Annotated in this window: 14 protein-coding genes; 3 read left to right on the forward strand and 11 right to left on the reverse strand. The window is 48.2% G+C overall.

Features of this window, described 5'->3' with window-relative positions:
• Positions 1–114: 114 nt before the first annotated feature.
• From HMPREF1640_RS02550 to HMPREF1640_RS02560, 3 genes are all read right to left on the reverse strand, one after another.
• Positions 115–2,631 carry an ATP-dependent helicase gene (locus HMPREF1640_RS02550; RefSeq protein WP_036892104.1) on the reverse strand — a complete coding sequence of 839 codons (2,517 nt, stop codon included), beginning with the start codon at positions 2,629–2,631 and terminating at the stop codon, positions 115–117.
• 138 nt (positions 2,632–2,769) lie between these two features.
• The gene (mtgA, locus tag HMPREF1640_RS02555) at positions 2,770–3,489 is read right to left on the reverse strand and encodes a monofunctional biosynthetic peptidoglycan transglycosylase (protein ID WP_036892201.1); all 720 of its coding nucleotides are present in this window, start codon (positions 3,487–3,489) and stop codon (positions 2,770–2,772) included.
• Positions 3,490–3,552: 63 nt separating this feature from the next.
• Complete coding sequence (locus HMPREF1640_RS02560; protein ID WP_036892106.1) at positions 3,553–4,221, reverse strand: OmpA family protein; 669 nt, start codon at positions 4,219–4,221, stop codon at positions 3,553–3,555.
• A 190-nt stretch (positions 4,222–4,411) separates the two neighbouring features.
• On the opposite strand from HMPREF1640_RS02560, the gene proS reads away from it, so the two are divergent.
• Entirely contained in the window at positions 4,412–5,893 is a 1,482-nt protein-coding gene (gene proS / locus HMPREF1640_RS02565; RefSeq protein WP_036892107.1) for a proline--tRNA ligase, read from the forward strand.
• Positions 5,894–6,144: 251 nt separating this feature from the next.
• The gene (locus HMPREF1640_RS02570; protein ID WP_231565821.1) at positions 6,145–8,148 is read left to right on the forward strand and encodes a DUF5686 family protein; all 2,004 of its coding nucleotides are present in this window, start codon (positions 6,145–6,147) and stop codon (positions 8,146–8,148) included.
• Positions 8,149–8,207: 59 nt separating this feature from the next.
• Here HMPREF1640_RS02570 and HMPREF1640_RS02575 read toward each other — a convergent pair whose 3' ends face one another.
• From HMPREF1640_RS02575 to HMPREF1640_RS12720, 3 genes are all read right to left on the reverse strand, one after another.
• Positions 8,208–9,695: a glycoside hydrolase family 10 protein gene (locus HMPREF1640_RS02575; protein ID WP_036892109.1), complete on the reverse strand. Its 1,488-nt coding sequence runs from the start codon at positions 9,693–9,695 to the stop codon at positions 8,208–8,210.
• 164 nt (positions 9,696–9,859) lie between these two features.
• Entirely contained in the window at positions 9,860–11,419 is a 1,560-nt protein-coding gene (locus tag HMPREF1640_RS02580; protein WP_036892110.1) for an OmpP1/FadL family transporter, read from the reverse strand.
• Positions 11,420–11,453: 34 nt separating this feature from the next.
• A complete protein-coding gene (locus tag HMPREF1640_RS12720; protein ID WP_081935245.1) occupies positions 11,454–12,431 on the reverse strand; it encodes a hypothetical protein in 978 nt (325 codons plus the stop codon).
• Between the two features lie 177 nt (positions 12,432–12,608).
• Here HMPREF1640_RS12720 and prmA point away from each other — a divergent pair, with 177 nt between their 5' ends.
• Positions 12,609–13,469, forward strand: coding sequence for a 50S ribosomal protein L11 methyltransferase (gene prmA, locus HMPREF1640_RS02590; protein WP_036892113.1), 861 nt, complete (start codon positions 12,609–12,611; stop codon positions 13,467–13,469).
• Positions 13,470–13,571: 102 nt separating this feature from the next.
• Here the strand turns inward: prmA and HMPREF1640_RS13610 are convergent, their stop codons facing one another.
• The 5 genes from HMPREF1640_RS13610 to HMPREF1640_RS13140 form a co-directional block, all read right to left on the reverse strand.
• Positions 13,572–15,212, reverse strand: a complete 1,641-nt coding sequence (locus HMPREF1640_RS13610; protein ID WP_036892115.1) for an HU family DNA-binding protein — start codon at positions 15,210–15,212, stop codon at positions 13,572–13,574.
• Positions 15,213–15,226: 14 nt separating this feature from the next.
• Positions 15,227–15,505, reverse strand: coding sequence for an HU family DNA-binding protein (locus HMPREF1640_RS02600; RefSeq protein ID WP_036892116.1), 279 nt, complete (start codon positions 15,503–15,505; stop codon positions 15,227–15,229).
• On the reverse strand, positions 15,502–16,833 hold the full coding sequence (gene rimO / locus HMPREF1640_RS02605) for a 30S ribosomal protein S12 methylthiotransferase RimO (protein ID WP_036892117.1): 1,332 nt from the start codon (positions 16,831–16,833) through the stop codon (positions 15,502–15,504). The genes HMPREF1640_RS02600 and rimO overlap by 4 nt, the downstream gene beginning before the upstream one ends.
• 4 nt (positions 16,834–16,837) lie before the next feature.
• On the reverse strand, positions 16,838–17,785 hold the full coding sequence (gene ftsY, locus HMPREF1640_RS02610) for a signal recognition particle-docking protein FtsY (RefSeq protein ID WP_036892119.1): 948 nt from the start codon (positions 17,783–17,785) through the stop codon (positions 16,838–16,840).
• 571 nt (positions 17,786–18,356) lie between these two features.
• Positions 18,357–18,533, reverse strand: a complete 177-nt coding sequence (locus tag HMPREF1640_RS13140) for a hypothetical protein (protein ID WP_156098688.1) — start codon at positions 18,531–18,533, stop codon at positions 18,357–18,359.

Raw genomic sequence — 18,533 nt, forward strand, 5'->3', positions numbered from 1 at the left:
GCGAACGATCTCTGGCGCTTTTGGACTGTTCCTCGCATGGCTTTTCCGGTCACATCTGGTATTTTCAGTATCTTTTTTGTCTCGACGACAAACAGTGACACCCCACAAAAAAGATTATCCCACGATCGTGAAGCGAGCGAATTTAAGCAGGAGTTGCTTTCTGCCAACGCTCTCAAAGTCTACAGTCGCCTTGGTATTTTCTCCATTGCCCTCCACATTGACAATAACGCCACGGCCGAAACGTTGGTGCTCTATCACTTGCCCCTCCTTGAGACTGTCCAAATTGGCATGGTGCGGCATTGCGATGTTTTCTGGCGTGGTGGCGCCAGCATGCGCCTTAACTCCATTGGCCATAGCCTTGGACACACGATTCCAACTGCCCGTCTGCTTTAATTTCTCTTGGAAAGATGGTGAGAATGGGTTAACGGCTCGCTCGGGGCGACGAGGAGACGTTAGCTTAGGCATGGGGTCGGCCATGAACTGATTGGCCACAGGGTGAGAGTTTTGCATCCTGGCGTTGCGCTGGTAACATGTCGTGGACCGCCCATAAGAATGTCGACCGAACAAGTTGGATTTGCTATCGTCATTCCATAACGGCCGAGCGCTATCTTGAAAGTCACCCGTCAATCGGCCGCCTTCCGTCCTGCTCGCCGTGAATTTGGTGTCTATGTCTTCCAGAAAACGACTTGGGTTGACAAAACTGTTCATCTTGCCATATTGCCATCGCGTGTGCGCCCATGTGAGATAGCAACGCTTCTTGGCGCGAGTAATGGCCACATATAGCAAGCGGCGCTCCTCCTCCAGTTCCTTGAGATTGCCCGTAGACATCACGCTGGGAAAAATGTTTTCCTCCATCCCAACGACAAACACGGTTTGAAACTCCAGTCCCTTGGCAGCGTGTACGGTCATCATGGTGAGCTTGTCTTCGGAATTGTCATCATTGTCCATATCGGTCATCAACGAGACGGTGGAGAGATAGTCCGCCAATCCCACTTGGTCAGCATGGTCATCCTCCTGTTGTGACGCCACGAACTCTGCCATCCCGGACAGCAACGCGTCAAGGTTTTGACGCCGGCTGTCGCCCTCCGCGGTGGGATCGGTGGCCAGGTCGGCCTTGATGCCCGATCGCTCCACTATCTCGTTTCCCAACGAGAGAGCGTCCATCGTCTTGTTTTTTTCTATGAATTCATTGATAAGGGATTGGAAATGAAATAGTTTTCCCAAAGTTCCCTTATTGACACTTAGGCCATTTGGCTCTGGATGGCAAATTACTTCCCATAGACTTACGCCATTTTTTTGTGCCGCGGCAACAATTTTTTGCAACGTAGTGTCACCTATCCCGCGTGTAGGATAATTGATTATCCTACGAAAAGCCTCCTCGTCACTCGGATTGACAACAAGCCGAAAATAAGCCAATAAGTCTTTCACCTCTTTGCGTTGGTAAAAGCTTAGCCCTCCATAAATGCGGTAATGGTTGCCCATGCCCACTTCGGGCTTGCGCATTTCCTCCTCGAATAGCCGACTTTGAGCGTTGGTGCGATACAAAATGGCAAAATCTCGCCACGCGCATCGCTCCTCGGCCTTAATGCGTTTGATCTCTTGGCATACGATAGCAGCCTCGCGTTTGTCGGATATAGTCTCCCAAACGGTTATCTTATTGCCCTCCTCGTTTTTGCTATAAACATCTTTGGGAATTTGCCGCTCATTGTGCTTCATCAGCGAGTTAGCAGCCGACACAATCATCTGCGTGGAACGATAGTTGCGCTCCAGCTTAAAAATTTTAGCTCCTTGATATATGGTTTTAAAATTCAATATATTGTCTATCTTGGCCCCACGAAAAGCATAGATGCTCTGGTAGTCATCGCCCACCACACATACGCGCCCGTTGTCCTTGGTCAACAAGGTCACAATTTGTTGTTGTACGAAATTAGTATCTTGGTATTCATCCACCAAAACATATTGGAACCTCTCTGCGTATTTTTTTTGTAGAGTTGGATTTCCTTTGAGCATTTGGTGGGTCAGGGTTAGCAAATCGTCAAAATCCATGGCGTTGGCCTGTCGCAAACGTTGCTGATAGGTGGCATAGATCTTGAATGTTTCCGGTATATTGCGCTGCCTGTCACGCATTAGCAGATCTCCATCGTCTGCGTATTGTGTGGGCAGGCACAGCCGGTTCTTGGCCATTGATATGGCAGAATGGACAGCCACGGGTTTGTATGTCTTGTCGTCAAGACCCATGGTCTTGACAATGTTTTTGATCAGTGAGCGCGAGTCTTGCTCATCGTATATGGTAAAATCAGAAGTGTAGCCTATGGATTGAGCTTCCGCGCGTAGTATGCGAGCGAATATGGAATGAAATGTTCCCATCTGCAAATAGCGCGCTCGCTCGTCGCCTACCAATTGGCCTATGCGCGATTTCATCTCCTTGGCGGCTTTGTTGGTAAAGGTAAGCGCCAACAAATTCCATGGCTTGATGTCGTAATGAGCCAAGAGCCATGCTATCTTATAAGTGAGAACGCGGGTTTTCCCAGAACCAGCCCCCGCTATGACCAATTGTGGTCCATCGCAATAGGTGACAGCCTCGCGCTGGCTTTCATTGAGCTGGGTGAGAAGTTCTTGTTCTGTAAGCATCGTATATTATATTTCAAATTATGGTGTGGCATGCGCTTGGAGGCACAATAATTATATGGATGCCATGTTTAATCCAAAGGCCGGTCTGCTTAAACATGGAGTGTTATATCCTTTTTACAAACTTTTTATGTTGTGACCCTATCGGTATGTGCCCCCAACGGCAGTGTGAGGATCATAGTCTTCTCCCTCCTTTGGAAAAGAAGGTATGTATCTCATGTTGGCCTTGATTTGGCGTTGTCGAAGGCGCATGTATCCACTGGGGTTCTTAGACGAGAAACGACGCGGATTGGGCAGCGTGGCCGCAATAAGCGCACAGTCGTCGCGAGATAGGTCGCGGGCGGATTTTCCAAAATTGTATCGCGCGCAGGCCGACAGGCCGTAGATGCCATCGCCCATCTCGATGGAGTTGAGATAAACCTCCATGATACGTTGCTTGCTCCAAAAAAGTTCTATCAGCGCAGTGAAATAGACCTCGAAGCCCTTTCTCACCCACGACCTTCCAGGCCATAAAAAAACATTCTTGGCTGTTTGTTGAGAGATGGTGCTGGCACCGTATTTGTGGGTCGTTGAGCTCGAAAGATTGCGCTTGGCGGCTTTGCCTATGGCATCAAGATCAAAGCCATGATGCAGCAAGAACCGCGAATCCTCACTCGCCATTACGGCCACTGGCATATGGGGCGACATCTCATCCAAGGGAATCCAGCGGTGACGCATGGTGAGATTGCCGTTTTGGAAACAACGTATCACCATCAGTGGTGTGACATACACGGGTATGAAACGTATGGCCACCACCGCAAATATCGTAGAAGCGAAAAACAAGCTCAGTGCCCAACGTATGGTTTTCGTCAATATTCTCATGCCAAAGGGGGAGGCGAGCCATGGCGCACGCATCCCCAACAAACAGTATTATTATGAAAAGATTTAGTTAAGCCTACCAGATTTGGCGGCGTCGACCATCTCCTTGGAGGCATATAGATAGACCTCCACCCGACGGTTAACATGCGAAACGCGTTTGTTCTCTATCTCGTCTTGGCTTCCTCGGCCCTCAACGTTTTTAAATTGCGAGCGGCTTACTCCACACGCGTTGAGATAATCGGCCACGCCCTGCGCGCGTTTTTGGCTCAATGGCACATTGATGGCATCGTTGCCAGAACGGTCTGTATATCCATAGATAGCAACATGGCAATATGTGTTTTTCTTCAACACCTTGGAGAATTTAGCCAACTGGTTCTTGCTGGCGTTGTTTAACGAAGCCCGATTTAGATCAAAAAGAATGTCAGAGTCGAACGTCACCTTAACGGCTTTCAGACCATTGGCGTCGGTCACTTTCTCCACTTTGGCGTTTTCCACCTGCGACGCCGTCTCGGCGGCCACCTTGTCCATGTGTCTTCCGATAATAGCGCCTGTGCCCGCTCCCACGGCTCCACCTATAGCGGCTCCCACGGCGGTATTGCCTGCTATCTTGCCTATAATACCACCGAGCAGCGCTCCGCCTCCAGCTCCGATAAGAGAGCCCGTCCCCTGTTTGGTTGAGCAGCTGAAAATGGTGAGCATACATAAACCCATTGTTGCGATTTTAATTTTTTTCATAATCAATTTTATTTAAAATGTCTTTATGCAAAGTTAGTCCTTTTTTTAATAGGAAACCTTATAATAAGTTTTTTTTTAGTAACTTTGCGACAAATTTAGATCTTAAAAAGATTATTATTATGGGAATTAGCCTACTTTATGACAGGGAAATCCCCAAAAAAGAATTTTACAAATAAGACAAAACACAATAATGGCAAAAGAATTAAAAGACTTAACCAAGCGGGCTGACAATTATAGTCAGTGGTATAACGACTTGGTGATGAAGGCGGATCTCGCCGAGACATCGCCTGTTCGTGGATGTATGATTATCAAGCCATACGGCTATGCGATATGGGAAAAGATGCAAGCAGCTCTTGACGCGATGTTCAAGGCCACAGGTGTGCAAAATGCTTATTTCCCCTTGCTCATCCCCAAAAGCTTCTTCGCCAAAGAAGCCGAGCATGTGGCAGGCTTCGCCAAGGAGAGCGCGGTGGTTACTCACTATCGCCTCAAGGCCACTGAGGATGGAAAAGGCATCACCGTGGATCCGGAGGCGAAGCTCGAGGAGGAGCTGATTATCCGCCCTACGTCGGAAACGATGATATGGAACACATACAAAAATTGGATAAAATCATATCGCGACCTTCCTATCCTCTGCAATCAATGGTGCAACGTTATGCGTTGGGAAATGCGGACAAGGCCTTTTTTGCGCACGTCAGAATTTTTGTGGCAAGAAGGGCATACAGCTCACGCCACGTCTGAAGAGGCGCAAGAAGAAGCACAAAAGATGCTGGGCGTTTACGCCGATTTCGCGGAAAATTGGATGGCAGTGCCTGTGGTACAAGGAGTCAAGAGCGAAACGGAACGATTTGCGGGAGCATTGGACACCTATACCATCGAAGCCATGATGCAGGATGGAAAGGCTTTGCAAAGTGGTACGAGTCATTTCCTCGGACAAAATTTCGCCAAGAGTTTTGACGTCACTTTCTTGAACAAAGAAAACAAGCCCGAGTATGTATGGGCCACAAGTTGGGGAGTTTCAACCCGTTTGATGGGTGCGCTGATTATGGTTCACTCTGATGACAACGGCCTGGTGCTGCCACCAAAGTTGGCTCCAATACAAGTTGTCATTATCCCGATCAGCAAAAACGCGGAGCAACTTGAGGCTATTTCGGCAAAGATTAACCCATTGGTGGAGGAACTGACAAGAATGGGCGTTAGCGTTAAATACGACGATTCCGCCAACAAGCGTCCTGGCTTTAAATTTGCCGACTATGAGCTGAAGGGTGTGCCCGTAAGGCTTGTAATTGGCGCCCGAGACCTCGAGAATGGCACAGTCGAGGTAATGCGACGCGACACCTTGGAAAAAGAAGTCTTGCCTTTTGACGGTGTCGCAAAACATGTACAGGACTTACTTGTTGATATTCAAAAGTCAATATTTGATAAAGCTCGTAAATATCGCGACAGCCACATCTATGAATGTGATAACTACGAGGAATTCAAAGAGCGCATCAAAGACGGAGGCTTCTTCTTGTGCCATTGGGATGGAACACCCGAGACGGAGGCAAAAATCAAGGAAGACACGCAAGCCACCATCCGGTGCGTGCCCTTTGGCTACGAGCAGACAGAAGGCGTGGACATGGTTAGCGGGAAACCCGCTAAATGTCGTGTCATCATCGCGCGCTCATATTGAGAACACGGATGGCCTAACTCTTTGAGATCTCGGCGTATGTCACATGACAAACAGTCCACAATAACATTTCGATTATTGTGGACTGTTTGCAAATACCACAACAGCCAACACGATAACACGCCACATATACGGCATACGCTCGCCTGCTGTTGCACAACCTTTCCCATATTAACCGAAAAGAAAAAAGACTATCAGACGCAAGAGATATGGCAAGATTACGTTTAACTTTAATCTTAATCATATCATGCCGCATGCCAGCAATGCCCGCGGAACATTCGATAAGCGACATCATGCGTCATGTCTTTCAGTACGCTTCTTCCATCGACAGCGCCGCCATCAGGCAAGACACAACGTATGCCTATACCCGCTTCAAACTGAATGTAGAGCGAAAAAATCCCACTCTCATGCTGGTACCAAGCGTGTATGCCATTGCATATAGTGGCGAAAGGGAATACATTGGCGAGACATACAGTCGTGTTGTGTTGCAAGAAAACGGAGATTACAGCTCCAAACCGCTTCTTCGAACAACGACGATACCCCATCGGCGAAGCGCCATGACGATCCTTGCCAAGTATCTAACACCTGCCATTTACAACGAAACGATCATCGATGGCAACATCATATCACCATTCAACTGGAAGAATAGACATTTCTACCATTACGCCATCGAGCAAATCAATGGCTGCGAAGCGCGTGTCATTTTCAAACCAAAACGCAAGAACACACAACTCGTCGCTGGCGAAGCCTCTGTCGATATCACGTCAGGGCGGGTCATGGAATGTGACATCCGCGGCGAATTTGACATGATATCTTTTAAGCTCAACATGCAAATGGGCAAATCGGGGTATCACTCCCTGGCACCTCAAAAATGCGCCTTGAGTACGCGTTTCTGCTTTATAGGCAACAAAGTGACAGCCAATTTCCTCGCTTATTACAACCTTCCTCGAATGATACAAGATAACGTTGGCAATGAAAACGATTTCCAAAAGATGTGCCTTGTACGCCCAGACACGCTGACAAAAGACGACATTGCGCTGTACGAACGCATGTTTACACAACAGCGTCAACGCGACTCCATAGCAGCTGTAAAAAACGCACAGCCCAAGAAAAAAGATTGGGCAAAAATCATTTTGTGGGACATGATTGGCGACAATGTGCTCAACCAAATAAAGACAAACTTCGGAATCAACAACCAAGGGCACATTCGTCTGGACCCCGTGCTCAATCCTTTGTATATGGGTTACGACCATCGACGCGGCTTTACCTATAAAACAGACATACGCATAAGCTATCAATTCACGCCCAACAGTGAGTTTTCAGCACGTATGATGGCTGGATACGCATTTAAGATGCAACAGTTTTATTATCGGTTACCTGTTTATTATTTTTTTAACAAACGAAGAAACGGCTTCCTCAAGTTAGAGATTGGCAATGGAAATCACATTAGCCATCAGTCTGTCAAACGAAGTGTCGAGCGACAATACCCTGATACCACGGGGCTAAACCTGCCCAACTTTGATTTGCTGAACGAATTTAAGCAGACCGACGTTCGGCTTGTATACAATAACGAAATATCTGAAAAATTTGGCCTACAAATAGGTGTTCTCTATCAAAAACGAGTAGCTGTTAACCGAAAGGCTTTCGAGTTGTTGGGCAGACAATGGCGTTATCGGTCTTTGGCACCGCTCATACAGCTGCAATATCGTCCGTGGGGATGGAGGGGGCCCATATTCACGGCCGATTATGACAGGAGCATTAAGCGTTTGTTCAAGTCGAACACCGCTTACGAGCGTTATGAGTTCAACGCCGAATACATCTATCGAATTCATAAATTAAAGTCGATACAAATGCGGTTTGGCACTGGCTTTTACACTTGGAAAAATGATGACGCTTACTTCCTGAACTATGAGAATTTTCAAGAGAACAACATTCCGGGGGGATGGAACGATGACTGGAGCGGACATTTTGAGTTGCTTCGGAGTGAGACTTACAACACTTCTGAATATTATATCCGATCCAACGTGACCTACGAAAGCCCCATGCTGCTCTTGAGTTGGCTACCTTGGATAGGGCGGTTTATGGAGATGGAGCGCGTTTATACGTCCGTGTTGGACGTAAAAAACATACATCCGTACATGGAGTTTGGATATGGATTTACCACCCGTTTGTTCTCGTGCGGCGTATTTGTAAGCAATGGTAAAGGCAACACGACGTTTGGGTGCAAGTTCGGCTTTGAACTTTTCAGGCATTGGTGAATACGCCTTGGAAATAATTCCGCGACGCCTTGACGCGTTTATTTTGTGATATAGATCATTTAAAGTTTTACACTTTTCTTTTTTACCTTGCTCTCATTCGACATCCTGTCAAGCGAGGTCACCACATAGGTGTATTTGGTTTTCCCATTGTCATAAGGCAATTTAATAAATGTCTGGCTTGTTATTGCCACTATCTTAGACACATCTTCTATATTAATCTTTTCACCTGCGTCATATTTATAAACCACATATTTTGTAGCGACATCATTCCATTTTTTTCCCCTTGGCACTTGCCAGAACAAAAAATAACCATCACTGGTCCACAATGCCTTTAGCTTGCGCGGCTTCTTGGGAGCTTTGTCATCTATAAACTCCATACGAGGTTGCAGGGCAGGATATTTCCAATAATAATTGCGCAAGACCGATCCGTAATTGCCAATATTGTCCACCACGGCTTTGGCGTACCACAAAACCACTCCGTTCACATGGTGCGTTTGTTGGTGCAATCTATATTTCGCGGGCAGTTGGTGACTGGTGGGCATTAAAGGGTCAGCGTATTTGGTCGTGCGCTCAACATCTTCCCCAATAAAAAGCGGCCGGTTGGACGCATGCTTATCCCACCATTTTATCAACGTGGCATAGTCTGCCGCAGGATGTCCGATTTGCCAATATATCTGTGGCGCGCAGTAATCCACCCACCCGTTGTTCACCCATAGCAGCACATCTGCGTACAAGTCGTCATAGTCTTGCAGGCCATTGGTCTCGGAGCCATTCACCGGGTCTGTTTTTTTATTGCGGTAAATACCAAAGGGAGACACGCCAAACTTAACCCACGGCTTACGTTTATGGATTGTTTCGGACAGTTGTTTCACAAACAGGTTGACATTGTTTCTTCGCCAATCGCCAATGGTGGCAAAACCTCCACGGTCGGCCATGTAATATTGTTGGTCTGGTATGGACTGCCCCGGAGCTGGGTAGGGATAAAAATAATCATCAATATGGAGCCCGTCAATGTCATAACGGCTCACAATGTCGTCAACCACCATGCAGATATAATCACGATTCTCTTTGAGCGCGGGGTTTAAAATGTATTGATTATCGTATGTGAAATAGCAGTTTGGGCGCAACTTTGTGACATGGTTCACAGCCAATTGGTTAGTGCCCTTAGTCTTGGCGCGATAAGGATTTATCCATGCGTGCAGCTCCATTCCACGCTTGTGGCACTCGTTTACCATCCATTCCAATGGGTCCCAATACGGTTGTGGGGCACGGCCTTGCACTCCCGTTAGAAACCGACTCCATGGTTCTATCTTGCTGGCATAAAGCGCGTCACACTCCGGTCGCACTTGGAAGATGATGGCGTTCACGCCGTCTTTTTGCAACTCGTCAAGTTGATAAGCCAGCGTTTGTTGCATCGCTGCCGTTGACATACCTTGAAATTGCCCGTTCACGGCTTGTATCCAAGCTCCCCTGAACTGGCGTTTCTGCGCATGGCACACCAATAATGTCATCATCAGGATGATGAGAACGAATTGTCGTTTCGTCATTTGTATATCGGTTAATAAAAATAATTATAGACAAAGTTACAAAAAAATAGGACACGTCTCACGACTTATCCTATTAAAAAAATATTTTATTTTAATCCAAAATATATAAATATGGATTTCGGAGCATATGTTTATCACCCAGTATCACATACTGATAGCTTGGTCTAAAACTTATATCCTAACGTTAGCAACAGTTGATGGCGCTTGTTGTTTACGCTCACACCGTCAACGATATTGCTTTGGCTCTCTTTGGATTTCTCCGCGTAATAACTCATGAATGGGTAGAAAGTGCCATCTGTTTGTGAGTATTGGTAGGCCAAATCAACGTAAAATTTCTTCACGGCATACCCCATTCCACACGTGAATCGGTTGGTGCTGCCCCAGTTAGTGTAGTCTGTCGATGTGGCATAAGCACTTCCCGGCGAAGATATACTGCCGTCACGAAAGCCATTTTTGTCAAACATGGGGCTCAAATAGTTATAACCCAATCTGATTGCCACATTAACTGTTGGCTTATATTCGGCACCCAATTTTATGGTACTAACACCCTTTAGCGTTGCTTTCGTGTGGTCATTCATGCCATTGTCACTAATCGTACTCTCGTAATACCTGCCATCCCAATAGTCATAGTAGCCACCATCATTCACACGGTTGTCCATGGTGCCATAATCAGCGTATTCGTATGTAGCGCCAAGGGCCACTTGCTGGCCAATGGTATGTCCAAAGCTCACGCCAAATTTCCACGGTGTGTACACTTTAAAATCATATTCAGCCTGCTGGCCTTTATCCACGCTTCGCTTATCCTGCCTCATCGTAATATCGTTGGCGCCTCTCAATTTCAGGTCATACCACGTAGGGGTGTGGATATAAGCGCCTATTCGGAAAGGTGAGGTTTCCACCGGACGGAATATGGCGCCAGCCTTGATGTCAAAGCCATTACCATCTATTTGTAAATCCTCCCATGTGCCAACACCAGCATTATGTTCTAAATTCTCCCTATAAAAACTATTGCTTCGATAGTTCACGTCTCGCAAACCGAACGTCACACCAAGATACAATTGGTTGCTGACATTGCCACTAAGGCAGAAACTGTATTCGCCAATGTATCCCTTTTGATACTGTCCAAACAGGTAAGCCGTGCCGTTGAGGTAATCCATCCCCACCTGTTTGCCTTTATCATCAAGTACCGGTGACATCAAACTTTTATAGTTAGCGTCCACCCCATTCCAGTTATAGTTATCCGCGAAAGGGTATTTTACAGCCGACAGTTTGTTCTGCGACGCATTCCTCAAGGCACCCCCGGCAGTAAGTATTTGGTCGAAATTGCAACTCTTGTGGTAGTTGAAAGCCACATTCAAGTATTTATATCGTCCAGATCTCATCGAATAAACCAATCCCACTTGGTCAAAGCTCGCATTGGTTTTATTACCTTTGATATCTATTCCAAGCCTACCGTATGCTGGAGACGTCGTGGCATCTTGTTGGGCAACCATGCCACCAGATATTGCGAATTGGCTTGACCGAAACAGTCCCAAGCCCGCAGGATTGGTACTAATGGTTGAAATGTCCGCGCCCAAAGCTTCCATGGCTCCACCCATACCAACATAACGAGCGGTTCCGTTAAGGTCTTTGTCCACCAATTTCGTGTCTTGATAGGTTTCTTGGGCAGCCAAGGGGATTGATAACAAGGCCAAAGCTGCTAACCCAATATATTTCGTTTTCATCGTTTTCAGTATATATTTTAATGTATTGTTATTATCATCTTCCCCTGCCAAAGTGTCCGCCGCCAGTACTTGGGGCATGTCCGCCGCCAAAACCGCCGCCGCCAAAGCTACCGCCGCCAAAGCTACCGCCTGACGTACCACCAAAACCACGCGAACCACTGCCGTATGATGGTGTTACACTCCTGCTTTGATCGAATGACCGATTGTTTCTACTGTCCATAGTATTGGGCCACGTCGAGTTTGTACTTCTACCAAAAGAGCGATTTCGCGCACTCCGATTGGTATAGGTGCTTGTGCTTGCGCCATTTTTATAACTATATCCTCTACCAAATCTTCCGTAGCCAGTGGCAGGGCCTCTATTTTCAAAACTCCATGTACGGTCGCCCGTCAAGCCACTCGGATTACCCTCTCTCACACGAGCGTAACCACCTCCATACCATCCCCAGGGCCGTCCATACCAATTCGTGTAATACGGGCTATACCATCCAGCATATCCATAATGCCAAGGATCGTACCAACCACCGTAATAGCCCATGTACCAAGGATCGTACCAACCACCATATCCATAGTACCACGGGTCGTACCATCGGTTGTGCCATCCGTAACGCCACGCCCCGTAACCATACAGCCAAGGGTCATAAAAATCGTCCCAGCGGCTCATCCTCCGAGTGTAAAAATAATCGTCGTCGAACTGTGGCTCGGCAGAACGGACATACATTGTATCCGCGTATGACATGTCAGGGCAGATACCCTTGCCATTTCGCGTCACGACAATGTCATTGCCCAACGAGTCGACTCCTATCTTCTGATAGTAACTACGAAACTTGCCCGCGCGATTATACTCGTCAACACCGCAGTCGGCGCCGCGGTAATAAGCCGGTTTGTCGTTAGAGGAGGTTGTCTCAACAGATTTAGGCATACGTTCAGGCACGAAGTATAGATCGTCACTTTGAGCCATGCCTTGTGAGGAAAACACTCCTGCAAAGACTAAAAGCATCATCAACTTTTTCATATTCTCACTCCTTGCATTATATATATTACATTGTTTTCACTGATGGGTCTTCCTTGCCAACCCATTTTAACGCTACAAACATACCGTTTATTTATCTACAAATATACGGAAAAACCCTAAACCGTGGTAGGTTTTTCCCTATTTTGTTTAATTTTGCAATATAATTTAAGATTTAGCATGGAGTATATAGTCGCGGAGTTTACCATCAATTGCGAGCCAGCTCTTTTAGAAGTGGCGCGCGACCTTTTAGCCGACATCTCGGCCGAAGCAGGCTTCGAAGCCTTTGAGAGCACGGACCGGGGACTGAATGGTTACGTTCAAAAAACGGCGTTAAAACAGTCATTGTTAGATGCTAACATTGCCGATTTCCCACTCGAGCACACAACAGTCACCTACCAATTACATAGTGTCGAGAGCAAAAATTGGAACGAGCAATGGGAAAAAGCGGGCTTTGAGCCTATTAACATTGACGACAAGGTTGTGATATACGACACGCGGCGAGAGTCGCCCCGCGTTCCCAACGGCGCGGTTCCCATATCCATCTTGCCCCACCAAACGTTTGGCACGGGCACCCACCAAACCACGCGCATGATGATACGCTCGCTTCTTGGCATCCCCGTCCAAGGCAAACGAGTGGTCGACTGTGGCTGTGGCACAGGCATTCTTGGTATCACGGCCTCAAAACTTGGCGCGGCAGAAGTGGTCGGTTATGATGTTGACGAGTGGTGCGTGAGCAACGCGACGCACAACGCCAAAGAGAACAGCGTAGGCAATATGACCGTGCTTCATGGCGACAGCAAAGTGCTTGACGGCATCGACAAGCCGTTTCATGTGGTCATGGCTAACATCAACCGCAACATATTGTTGCAGGATATGCCTACGTTTAACAAGATAATGACCCCCGACGCCCAACTCATTCTCAGCGGCTTTTATCAAGAAGACGCCAAAATCATCTTGGAAAAAGCGGCGCGACTAAAATTGCGCGAAGCGCGCAGGCTGACTGAGGACGATTGGTGCTGCCTCACGTTAACACACTGACCGGCGTCCCACAATGCTTGTCGCGCCTGCGAACACTGACGCGCAAATACCAAGGCCACCATCCTGGGCACATCATGGAAAAGTGGCTGTCGCCCCGCGCGTTTAGCGTTTCTTCAGTTGCAACTTGGGTATTTTTATTTTCTCACCCTCTTTAAATTCCGTGCGGCCATTATTTACCGCCTCCACGTAACATTCCATTCCCGGGCCAAGGTTCGCGGTGCTGATGCCGCGCAAGGTTTGTCCCTTACGCACAGTCAGCGTTCGGTCAACGCCCACGATTTTGTATGCGCCCGTTCTCACGCGCGCGTCCTTGTCATAGTTAGAGACGTTGGAGACTTGCACTTGACGCTTTGGCTTTTCGTCTGGCTGGGCAGGCGATTTCTTTTTTTCGGCTTGAGCCACGTTCGCGTCATTTGATAACTGTTTTTTTTTATTAGCGTTTGAGGACGTTTTTTCCAAGTTGTCTTTTTGCTTCGTTGTCGCGACAGGGGTTGCCAACTCTTTTTGAGACTCCGACAGCACCGCCGCCGTTTTCATGCTGTCAGCCGTTTCCTGCTTTTTTAAACGCTCAAGAGCCACGGCTCGTGAAGCCGTGTCGCCATAATAGGTATCAACCGGAATATTCTCCTCTGCTTCAAGATGTTGTATTCGATTTTCACGCTTGGCCAATTGTGAACTCAAATAAGCAATGGCGCCTACGCAAACAGCCAACAAAACGACTCCCGCGACAACCAACAATTTTACGAACTTGCGCTGACGCCCCATCGCCTCTTGCAGCTCTGTCGCTCGCTTTTTTACCAACTCAAGCTCTACGCTATCTGTTTTTACCGCCTCTTCTACCTCTACGGGTGCATCCGTCTTTACCGATGGGCTCATTTTGTCAGGTTCTGTTGGCCGCGCTCCATCCTGCATGTCCGCACTCTCCATCTCGCCTTTCGCTGTTGTCACGGCCTGCCTCCGGCCGTCTTCCCACACGACGTCTTGGTTCAAAAAAGTTGGTCGCTCGCCCGACTGTTCGACAATTTCATCGTCATGCCCGTTTTCCGACGGCAAGTTTTCTTCTTCGGCAAAAGAGTTTCCAGCATCGTCTTTCGTAGGTTCAAGCGCGGAAAGGTCGCTCGCCGGGTATCGCGCGGTTTCGCTCTCCGTCACGTCGGGGCTTGTCTCGTCAAGCGTGGCTCCCCGATCTTCGTCGACAACCTCCTCGCCCTCATACGCGCTCGCGCTCTCTGTCTTGCCATCCTCCTCTTTGTCAGGGGCGTTTCCGGCGGTCATCGCCGTGTTTGGCGTCTCGTCTCCAGATGGCTCCTCCGTTTGTTTGGCAACTCCAGTTTTCGCCACGTCTTTTTCATCGCTTTCTTCGCTGTCATCCTGTTCTGTCATGCTTTCGGCAAATTTCTCGTCTATCTCGTCAAAATTCACCCCATCATTCACCATCACCGTCTCAAATTGAGCGAATGGGCGGTTCACCTGATCGCGCATGGAAGTGTCCGCGGTGAAGTTTATTTTGTCACGCCCCTCTATGACGATGGGTTCTCCCGTGTTCACGTCCACGCTCTTGCGAGCGGCCACAGCCGTAACTTTAAACGTGCCAAGCCCTCTCACTTTCACCTGTCTATCGTATTTAAGCCCATCGTTTATGGAATCAAAAAAACAGTTGACAAACGTTTCCGCGGCGCCTCTGTCAAGCTTAAACTTCGCGGCGAGCGTCTTGGCCAGGTCTCTATTGTATAACTTGCTCATGCTCTACACGTTTATTATGAGTTTTTTAAAGTTTCCTTTAGCAATGCGGCCGGTTTGAAATTGAGCACCAACTTGGGTGGCACAAGCATGCGTTGCTGCGTCGCCGGGTTGGTGACGATACGTTCCAAGCGTTTTTTTACCTCGAAGGTTCCAAAGTTGGTGACCTGCACGCTGTCTCCATTTTCAAAGTGCTCTCCCATCTCCTCCACCAAGGCCGTTACCATTTTTTGCGTGTCGGCCTGCGTATATCCAGCCCGTTGAGCCAAGTCCGCAACAAATTCCTTGTTATTCATACCTCTCCGTATAAGTCAAATTCCTCACTGTCGGTTATTCTCACATCATAAAAACATCCGGTTCGCAGCCTTCGACGCCCCACCGGGATAAGCACCTCGGGGTCCACGTCGGGCGAGCAAGTCTCCGTTCGCCCGATGTAATAATTGCCCTCTCGCCGGTCTATAATCACTTTCAGCGTCTTGCCTACTTTCGCGGCTTCTATCTCTTTGCTGATATTCTGCTGCACGCTCATCAACTCATCCACGCGTCGACGCTTTACCTCTTCTGGCACGTCGTCAGCGTAATGGAGAGCCGAGTAGGTACCTTCTTCTTCCGAATAGGCAAAGGCTCCCATGCGCTCAAAGCGCGTGTCGCGAACAAAATCGACCAGCTCTCTAAAATCGGCCTCTGTCTCGCCGGGAAACCCCACCAACAATGTGGTGCGGAGCGTAATGCCGGGTACGGCCTCGCGTATCTTCTTGACCAAGGCCACCGTCTCCGCCTTGGTGACATGCCTGCGCATGCGCGTGAGCATGTTGTCCGAGATGTGCTGCAACGCTATGTCCAAATATTTGCATACATTGGGTTTCTCGCGCATCACGTCCAACAACTCCAGCGGGAACTGGTTTGGGTAGGCGTAGTGCAGTCTAATCCATTTTACGCCCTTGATATCAGCCATGCGGCTCACAAGCTCCGCTATACGGGGCTTGCCGTAAAGGTCCACGCCATAATAGGTAAGCTCTTGCTCGATAATCTGAAACTCCTTGACGCCGTCGGCGACAAGACCCTCCACCTCTCGCAAAATGTCCTCGATGCTTCGCGACACGTGCTTGCCCGTGATCAGCGGTATGGCGCAATAGGCACAGTGGCGGTCGCATCCCTCGGCTATTTTGACGTAAGCGTAATGCTTGGGCGTGGTAATTTTTCGGCTCAGCGCACTCGTTTGACGCCGCTCCATGAACGTGGTGGACTCACTGGCTTGCGCGGTCGACGGCCCAAGGTCTGCCAAAAGGTTTTTGTAATCAAACTTTCCATAAAACTTGTCGACCTCCGGTATGGACGCCTCCAAATCCGATTTGTAACGCTGCGACAGGCATCCCATAACGTACAGTTGCCCCAAGCGGCCCTCTTTTTTGGCCTCCACAAACTCAAGGATGGTGTTCACGCTTTCCTCTTTGGCCGCTTCTATAAAGCCGCAAGTGTTGACAACGGCTATCTCTCCCTGCACACGCTTGGGATCGTGGACGCACTCATAGCCCAAGTTCTCAAACTTGCGCATGAGCGTCTCCGAGTCTACAAGGTTTTTGGAGCAACCCAAAGTAATGAAATCTATTCTGTTTTTCTTCATCCTGTCAGAATAGCGAGTCCACGAATTCCCTGCGATTGAAGAGTTGCAGATCTTCCATTTTCTCTCCCAAGCCTATATATTTCACGGGCACTTTCAATTGGTCTGAAATGCCTATCACCACCCCACCCTTGGCGGTGCCGTCGAGCTTGGTGATAGCCAATGACGTGATTTGCGTCACGGCGGCAAACTGTTTGGCCTGCTCGAAAGCGTTTTGGCCGGTGCTGCCGTCCAAGACGAGCAGCACTTCGTCGGGCGCCGAGGGCTCAACTTTTTTCATCACGTCCTTTATTTTCTTAAGCTCGTTCATCAGCCCCACCTTGTTATGCAGCCTGCCCGCGGTGTCTATGAGCACCACGTCGGCGCCGTTGGCCTTGGCGCTCTGCAGCGTGTCAAACGCCACGCTGGCCGGGTCTGACCCCATCTGCTGCCTCACGACCGGCACCCCCACGCGCTCTCCCCAAATGGATATTTGCTCCACGGCGGCCGCCCTGAAGGTGTCCGCGGCGCCAAGGTACACTTTCTTGCCCGCCGCCTTGAACTGATAGGCCAGCTTTCCTATTGTCGTGGTTTTGCCCACGCCGTTCACGCCCACCACCAACACGACGTATGGGCGATGGTCTGCGGGCAAATCCCAATTGTCATTATCCTCAGACCTGTTCTCGGTGAGTAGCGAGGCTATCTCGTCTTTCAATATGTTGTGAAGCTCTGACGTAGAAACGTATTTGTCTCGAGCCACTCTCGCCTCAATGCGCCCGATAATTTTCAAGGTTGTGTCCACACCAACGTCAGAGGAAATGAGCACCTCCTCGAGATTGTCGAGCACGTCATCGTCCACTTGCGACTTTCCTGCCACGGCCCTCGCCAACTTGTTAAACACGTTCTGTTTGGTCTTTTCCAACCCTTGGTCGAGCGTTTCCTTTTTTTTCTTGTTGAATAATCCGAATAATCCCATGTGACAATTCTATCAGTTTAATATGCAAACTTACGAAAAATTATCGAGTTATCCGATGGTTCTGACAAAAAGTTAACGAGCGCACCAGAATATCCAGCTTTTGGATGAAGCCCTTGTTGGTAAACGGTAACAAACCCACCCCACATCAAAGGGGGTTTTGGAGGCGCGCGCCAAGGCCAGGCCTTTGGCAAGCGACAGCATTCTGACATAGCCTTTGCGCGTAAATGTGGCACAAGGCATACATGTGCAAAAAATTATGACAAAGACCTCTTCGTGCTTCGCTTGTTTGAAAATAACAAATCAAATTCTCAAAACAAAGCCAGCAATTAGAGTTTTTATTAAATGGCTATATATAAGCGTGTTATGCGGATATCTACTCAAAACATATCAAATAGTTTTCTGATGTCGCCGCGTTTGGTATCTTATCGAGCCAGAATTAGCGATTAAACGACACGCCAAAAATGCTTAAACACAATGCGAATAGGTACGAAAGACAATACGAATAGCATTCCATGGGAAAATGAACGATGAAAAAAGAGAAGCGGTCTGACTTATTATTTACAAACTGATGCTAATTTTTCTCTATTTCATCTTTTTTCCATGACAAGTTTTTAGTGAAGTTTTCATGACAATTTCCACGCGGAAACGTCGCGCCACGGATTGCGCCATACTCTCCGTGGGCGCAAGGGCTAAATAGCGAGCTGGCATTTTTGGCCATTCCAACTAAAAAAGCTACCTTTGTCATCAT

Source organism: Prevotella sp. S7-1-8, assembly GCF_000758925.1.
GTDB lineage: Bacteria > Bacteroidota > Bacteroidia > Bacteroidales > Bacteroidaceae > Prevotella.

Coding starts and splice junctions, on each gene's coding strand:
- HMPREF1640_RS02580 (WP_036892110.1), bottom strand. CDS start 11,419: ATGAAAACGAAATATATTGGGTTAGCAGCTTTGGCCTTGTTATCAATC.
- prmA (WP_036892113.1), top strand. CDS start 12,609: ATGGAGTATATAGTCGCGGAGTTTACCATCAATTGCGAGCCAGCTCTT.
- HMPREF1640_RS02600 (WP_036892116.1), bottom strand. CDS start 15,505: ATGAATAACAAGGAATTTGTTGCGGACTTGGCTCAACGGGCTGGATAT.
- proS (WP_036892107.1), top strand. CDS start 4,412: ATGGCAAAAGAATTAAAAGACTTAACCAAGCGGGCTGACAATTATAGT.
- HMPREF1640_RS02560 (WP_036892106.1), bottom strand. CDS start 4,221: ATGAAAAAAATTAAAATCGCAACAATGGGTTTATGTATGCTCACCATT.
- HMPREF1640_RS12720 (WP_081935245.1), bottom strand. CDS start 12,431: ATGAAAAAGTTGATGATGCTTTTAGTCTTTGCAGGAGTGTTTTCCTCA.
- HMPREF1640_RS13140 (WP_156098688.1), bottom strand. CDS start 18,533: ATGATGACAAAGGTAGCTTTTTTAGTTGGAATGGCCAAAAATGCCAGC.
- HMPREF1640_RS13610 (WP_036892115.1), bottom strand. CDS start 15,212: ATGAGCAAGTTATACAATAGAGACCTGGCCAAGACGCTCGCCGCGAAG.
- HMPREF1640_RS02575 (WP_036892109.1), bottom strand. CDS start 9,695: ATGACGAAACGACAATTCGTTCTCATCATCCTGATGATGACATTATTG.
- ftsY (WP_036892119.1), bottom strand. CDS start 17,785: ATGGGATTATTCGGATTATTCAACAAGAAAAAAAAGGAAACGCTCGAC.
- HMPREF1640_RS02550 (WP_036892104.1), bottom strand. CDS start 2,631: ATGCTTACAGAACAAGAACTTCTCACCCAGCTCAATGAAAGCCAGCGC.
- rimO (WP_036892117.1), bottom strand. CDS start 16,833: ATGAAGAAAAACAGAATAGATTTCATTACTTTGGGTTGCTCCAAAAAC.
- mtgA (WP_036892201.1), bottom strand. CDS start 3,489: ATGAGAATATTGACGAAAACCATACGTTGGGCACTGAGCTTGTTTTTC.
- HMPREF1640_RS02570 (WP_231565821.1), top strand. CDS start 6,145: ATGCCAGCAATGCCCGCGGAACATTCGATAAGCGACATCATGCGTCAT.